Source organism: Bacillus hominis, assembly GCF_018332515.1.
GTDB lineage: Bacteria > Bacillota > Bacilli > Bacillales > Bacillaceae_G > Bacillus_A > Bacillus_A hominis.
The window spans coordinates 1-5,772 of sequence record NZ_BOQD01000228.1 but is presented as its reverse complement, the minus strand read 5'-3'; the positions used below and the strand labels follow the sequence as shown (position 1 = coordinate 5,772).

Genomic DNA, 5,772 nt, shown 5'->3' with positions numbered 1-5,772 from the left:
TGGGCATGGGGTCCTACCAACAAAAAGCGCAAAACATACGCTAGGCAAAATTTAACATGACGAAACTGTTGAGTGACAATAAAGTTCTTTCCTTACCAATAAAGTTGTTTACTAATCGGTTTGTTTTATTACAATAAAGTCGTTTGCTTTTACCATAAGGTTGATAAATCAACTGTTTGAACGCATAAAAGTAAACAACTATTTTTATGCATTTGGCGAAAATCTAAAAAATGGGGTTGCCAGCAAGATTTCTTCAGGAGGCTCTCTTGTGCTAAACAGCCAGGCCAAGTACCTTATTTCACGATAACGGTTGATCAATTCCAGCACTTCTCCGACTTTGTTTTCCTTCATCAATCTCTCGCTGAACAAAATGGCAGAGATTTGTCCCAAGTTTAAGCGTTGTTGTGATGTACTGTACAAATCATTTGCCGCCTCCGTAAACGAGGAACCTTCGCCTTTGCCCACCCAAACCGGGGGCTGCTCCGCTTTTTGCTGTCCCTCCAGCTTGGCCACTGTCGAGAAATCAAGCAATTGCACATACAAGGTGTATTGGCCATCGACATAGTCTATTCCAACAGCCGTAGCATAGTTCATGTTTTGCACTTCATATCTGCTCCAGCAACCGGTAAGGGTGAGAAGAAGGAAAAGTGCAACCATACTTTTATATCTCCTCATTTATGCCTGTCCCCTTGCCTTGTAGAATCTCGTGTCTTCAACATGTCCGGTCGAGTGTTTCGCTATGGCCAAGGTAATCGAAACAAAGCGTTGGCCAAGTCTTTAAATGGAGGTGATATTGGGGCCAAGTAAGGCAAGCCGCATGAACGCAATGAGGCTAAATGGCTGAGCACAATAAATAATCCAAGAAAGAAGCCATAAATGCCAAGCGTGGCAGACAGAATGAAAAGAAAAAAGCGTAAGGTACTAATCGTTCCAGCCAATGATAGGCTCGATAAAGTTGAACCAAAGATTTGTGTAATTGCTCCGATGACAACGATACCTGGGGATAAGGATCCAGCACGAATGGCCGCATCCCCCAGGATAAGTCCTCCTACAACCGTTACCGTGGAGCCGACCGCAGAAGGCAATCGGATACCAGCTTCCCGCAGGATTTCTAAGAAGAGAAGTGCAATAAACATTTCAACTGCCACATCAAAAGGGATTCCCAACCGGTTAATCCCCAAAGTGGCAAGTAGATAATAGGGCAGCTGATCTTGATGATAGGAAAGAATGGCAACAAAAAATGCAGGAAGCAGTAGCGATACGGACAAGCCAAGTAAACGAAGCGTTTGACCAAATGTAGCTGCCAAAGCAGTAAAGTGGATATCTTCGGGTGCTTTCACAAGCAAAAATAAATTGGCAGGCGCAATCAACGCAGCCGGTGTACCATCCACAATCAACGCTACACGCCCATTGAGCATACAGTTCACGGTAAAGTCTGCTCTGCCTGTATACCCCATCAAAGGAAACAATGCTTTTGTCGGTTCCATTAATTCTTCTAGCTGAGTGGCGCTAAACGCTCCGTCAATGTGAAGATCATCTAATTTATTCTTTACATCTTGAACAATCTTAGGATCAACAATGTCACGCATGTAAAGAATTGCAACGGTTGTTTTCGTGCGAACGCCTACTTTTTTCGTTTCATAAACCATGCTGGTTGATTTGATTCGTTTCCGAATTAACGCCACATTGACTCCCACTTCTTCCACAAATCCATCCTTTGGCCCCCGTACCGAAAGCATTCGCATCATCTGTACGTTCTTTCAAGCTGCGCGTAATATCTGCTGTTCTACTCATTTTAATTTGCAGGCCTTCATAATGGTTTTCCAAGAGATTTCGGATGCTACGGGAAATATTTAAGGTAATTTCTTTTTCCTGCATCCCATTGCCAATAGCTCCTGGGTCCATTCTCCCGTGACCAGGATCTAAATATAATTTAAACATTTTACACCACCTCGTACAAATAAAATATGATCGAAGAGTAACGGAGGTATAGGAATTCGTCTGAGATACATATAAAAATAGGTGATGATAGGCATTACATTTCATTGAATCAGATGATTTATTTTAAAGCTAAGAAATTTTCCAAATACGAGACCATATGTATGAGCAGCAATTAATGTTCCATATTTTTCGTGGGTCAGGCAAACTCTTGTTCATCTAGACAGTAGGCTGATTGATTATTGATGCTTCTTTCTTAACAAAACACCTAAGTGATTCTCTGTGCATATACTGTATCATTACTACAGGATTATGATTAAATACAACTCAATCTATACATAAAATAATCAAGGAGAGGTTAATTTTGAAAATTCCAAAGACAGCCAAAGTTAGTATCCCCTTTCCATCCGTATGGGGGATTGATGCTTCTATTGCGGGGAGATCCATTATTAGAGGTATACTTACCATTGATTCCATTGTAGACAACAAAGTAGTAGGTACAGTTAATTTTCGTGGTATACCTATTCCGATTAATGGGTATTGGGACGAAAGCGCTAAACAAATAAGTTTCGATTCACCATATGCCTCCTTTTTTGGCAACTTGACAATAATTGATGAGACCGCTATAAGCATTCGGCATTTCATTTTAAGTGGACGGTTTATAATGAAACCTCCCTCTTTGCTGGCTGGTGAATACGGAAATTGGATTGCTACAACCTTTACAACCCGTTTGGGACCTCCCATATATACTAATGTTTTACCACCTGCTGGTGCCTTTTCAGTCTCAAGTATGCTCTTGGGACAGCAATTGTTTTAATTAGACCATGACTTTATAAAAACAACCTTCGTTTGTGATTGACTAAGGTTGTTTTTTATAAAGTGTTCTCGGAAAATACAGCCTTGCTTTAAATCTGAGTTTAGCGTATATCTCCGTTAAAATGTACTCGGAACCCTTTGATGATCGTGCCTAGTTAGATAAACAAATATTGATACTTCCTTATAGAAATAGCCTGCTTGGTTAGGTACGTTGTTTCACAATCCCCGGAAATTTTTAATATAAGTAATGAATGCTTATTTTTTTCCTTCCGATAGCTTTCTATATAAAGAAGCTCTAGATACATTTGTAATTTCACAAATTTGATTTACAGTCATATTTCCTTCTTTATATAGCTTTACTGCATAATTCATTCCTGCGTGATTTTTATGATATTTCTTTAACCGTCCTTTAAACTTCCCTTCTTTCTTTGCGAGCTCAATTCCTTCACGCTGACGCATACGAATAAGGTCTCGCTCTAATTGGTTAACACCAGCCATTACCGTAATTAAGAATTGGCTATATGGATTATCTTCTGATAAATCTAGCCATGTATCCTTAAGTGATTTTAAGCTTCCCTTTTTATTTCGTATTAAATCAATCAATTCAAATAAATCTTGCGTACTTCGAGTGATCCGAGTTAAATCTGTAACATAAATAATGTCACCTTCCTGTAAATCCTCTAACATTTTTTGAAGTTGTTCACGATCTTTTGTGGCTCCTGAAGTTTTTTCTTCATAAATAATATCCATTCCAATTTCGTTCAATTGCCGAAATTGTCTTGAAGGATTTTGGCTAGTCGAACTGACGCGTACATAACGGGGTGGCGTCAGGAAAATGCGGATTTACAACGATAAGGAATTTCCAATATAAAAAGCCTGATTTCCCATCACCTAAATTGAGAAATTAGGCTCTTTTTTCGTTACTCCATAAACAGCATTCTATTACTGAATATGTAATTTACTTCGGGATAACAGGGACCCAGAGTTCGTGTCTTGGTTTATGCTTCGGACCGTAATAACATTCTATACACGGTAAATTTGCAAGTTCATACTCGGAGGTAGGGACCCACTCGGAATATAAACGTTTCCATGCATCCACTATGTTCGGAAAAACTGCCCATGTACTTGCGGGAATAATAAGCGTCTCCATATTTTCTGGGGATTCCCCATCGTATCTTACGCCCATGAAATAGGAAAATTGTTCATCTGTGATGGCAGCTTCTTTTCCGCAAACCCCCAGAAGGCTTTCAAGCGTGCATTTTGGATTTTCCCATGACATATCTACTAGTTCTTGCATAAATCCATCTTTTTTCGCAGTGTTCCAAAGCGTAGGGATTGTTTTAAATGCTCTGCTTGTTTTTACTGGCTTGCTTTTTCCGACAATTCTTAATTCAAAATCAAGGTTTTCAATTCTGTAGTCCATCTCGGTATCTCCTTTAATAGAAATTTGAAAGGAAATTTTGGGAAAGGCTTTTAACTGTACCCCTCTATTACGAGCATTGGAAGGGGTTACCCCATGCATTTTTTGAAAAGCACGTGAGAAAGTATCAGAAGAAATATAACCATATTTAATTGCCACATCGATGATCCGAATATCACTTTTTTGAATTTCAAATGCTGCAAGTGTTAACCGTCTTCGTCTAATATATTCTGATAGCGATACACCTGAGATTGAAGAGAACATTCTTGAAAAATGAAACTCAGAACAGTTAGCTGCTTTTGCAATCTCTTTGTAGTCTATTTCTTCATCCAGGCTATTTTCAATGTAGTTTAACGCATTGTTCATTCTTTCTAGCCAATCCATAAGTTTACTCCCTTTCAATATTTACTTTAAAACAAAATAGATAATAATTACCGACATTTCATGCCTAAAAATGTTGGTGAAAAAATACACCTTTTGATAGAATCAGGACAAACTATTTGTTTCTTTCCGATAGATTTCTATATAATGAAGCCCTAGATACATTAGTAATTTCACAAATTTGATTTACAGTCATGCCGCCTTCTTTATATAGTTTTACTGCATAATTCATCCCTGCGTGATTTTTATGATACTTCTTTAAACGCCCCTTAAACTTTCCTTCTTTCTTTGCTAACTCAATCCCTTCACGTTGACGCATACGGATAAGGTCGCGCTCTAATTGGTTCACACCAGCCATTACTGTAATTAAGAATTGGCTGTATGGATTATCCTCTGATAAATTTAGCCATGTATCCTTGAGTGATTTTAAGCTTGCCTTTTTCCTTCGTATTAAATCAATCAATTCAAATAAATCCTGCGTACTCCGAGTGATCCGAGTTAAGTCTGTAACATAAATAATGTCGCCTTCCTGTAAATCCTGCAACATTTTTTGAAGTTGCTCGCGATCCTTTGCTGCCCCAGAAACTTTTTCTTCAAAAATAATATCCATACCGATTTCGTTTAATTGCTGAAATTGTCTTGAAGGATTTTGGCTAGTCGAACTGACACGTATATAACCGATTTTTCGCAAAATATCACCTCGTTTTTGAGACAAGTCTTATGAGACACTCTTAACTATGATTTTATCAGTCTACTACACTTGTATCAATAGAGTACACTCTATTGATTTATAATTGAACTAATTAACTGAACAATTACAGAAATGAGATGATACTGTATGAAAGTTGCGAGAGGTAGAGAATTGCTTACATCGGAACAGCGACAGGTCCTTATGCAAATTCCTGAAGACGAGTGGGTGCTAGGAACCTACTACACTTTTTCCAAACGGGATTTAGAAATTATCAATAAGCGAAGGAGAGAAGAAAACCGTTTAGGGTTCACCGTTCAATTAGCTGTTCTTCGATATCCCGGTTGGCCATACACTCATATCAAAAACATCCCGGATTCAGTCATACATTATATATCAAAACAAATCGGTGCTAGTCCATCCTCGCTAAAGCTTTATCCTCAAAGAGACAATACACTTTGGGATCATTTGAAAGAAATTCGAATTGAATATAAACTAGTAACTTTTACTCTGAAAGAATATAGAATGA

Annotated in this window: 8 protein-coding genes; 2 read left to right on the top strand and 6 right to left on the bottom strand. The window is 38.4% G+C overall.

The window, feature by feature from the left end; all coding sequences use genetic code 11:
• Nucleotides 1-204: 204 nt before the first annotated feature.
• The 3 genes from KI356_RS20170 to KI356_RS20160 all read right to left on the bottom strand — a co-directional run bounded on the left by KI356_RS20170 (nt 205) and on the right by KI356_RS20160 (nt 1,941).
• Nucleotides 205-657: a Ger(x)C family spore germination protein gene (locus KI356_RS20170; protein WP_000226102.1), complete on the bottom strand. Its 453-nt coding sequence runs from the start codon at nt 655-657 to the stop codon at nt 205-207.
• A gap of 80 nt (nt 658-737) precedes the next feature.
• Complete coding sequence (locus tag KI356_RS20165) at nt 738-1,706, bottom strand: spore germination protein (RefSeq protein WP_228271847.1); 969 nt, start codon at nt 1,704-1,706, stop codon at nt 738-740.
• Nucleotides 1,639-1,941 carry an N-acetylmuramoyl-L-alanine amidase family protein gene (locus tag KI356_RS20160; protein ID WP_002073809.1) on the bottom strand — a complete coding sequence of 101 codons (303 nt, stop codon included), beginning with the start codon at nt 1,939-1,941 and terminating at the stop codon, nt 1,639-1,641. The genes KI356_RS20165 and KI356_RS20160 overlap by 68 nt, the downstream gene beginning before the upstream one ends.
• Before the next feature lie 361 nt (nt 1,942-2,302).
• Between KI356_RS20160 and KI356_RS20155 the strand changes: the two genes are divergently transcribed.
• On the top strand, nt 2,303-2,755 hold the full coding sequence (locus tag KI356_RS20155) for a hypothetical protein (RefSeq protein ID WP_000701228.1): 453 nt from the start codon (nt 2,303-2,305) through the stop codon (nt 2,753-2,755).
• Nucleotides 2,756-3,009: 254 nt separating this feature from the next.
• On the opposite strand, the gene KI356_RS20150 is transcribed toward KI356_RS20155, so the two are convergent.
• From KI356_RS20150 to KI356_RS20140, 3 genes are all read right to left on the bottom strand, one after another.
• Nucleotides 3,010-3,585: a recombinase family protein gene (locus tag KI356_RS20150; protein ID WP_033656251.1), complete on the bottom strand. Its 576-nt coding sequence runs from the start codon at nt 3,583-3,585 to the stop codon at nt 3,010-3,012.
• Nucleotides 3,586-3,712: 127 nt separating this feature from the next.
• A complete protein-coding gene (locus tag KI356_RS20145; protein WP_000383881.1) occupies nt 3,713-4,558 on the bottom strand; it encodes an AraC family transcriptional regulator in 846 nt (281 codons plus the stop codon).
• 112 nt (nt 4,559-4,670) lie between these two features.
• Nucleotides 4,671-5,246, bottom strand: coding sequence for a recombinase family protein (locus tag KI356_RS20140; protein ID WP_062822405.1), 576 nt, complete (start codon nt 5,244-5,246; stop codon nt 4,671-4,673).
• Nucleotides 5,247-5,393: 147 nt separating this feature from the next.
• Here KI356_RS20140 and KI356_RS20135 point away from each other — a divergent pair.
• On the top strand, nt 5,394-5,772 hold a 379-nt coding region (locus tag KI356_RS20135), incomplete at its 3' end, for a DUF4158 domain-containing protein (RefSeq protein WP_212936256.1).

Bases quoted from the DNA above. Each gene is read 5' to 3' on its own strand.
- KI356_RS20170 (WP_000226102.1), bottom strand. From the start codon at position 657: ATGGTTGCACTTTTCCTTCTTCTCACCCTTACCGGTTGCTGGAGCAGA.
- KI356_RS20160 (WP_002073809.1), bottom strand. From the start codon at position 1,941: ATGTTTAAATTATATTTAGATCCTGGTCACGGGAGAATGGACCCAGGA.
- KI356_RS20145 (WP_000383881.1), bottom strand. From the start codon at position 4,558: ATGGATTGGCTAGAAAGAATGAACAATGCGTTAAACTACATTGAAAAT.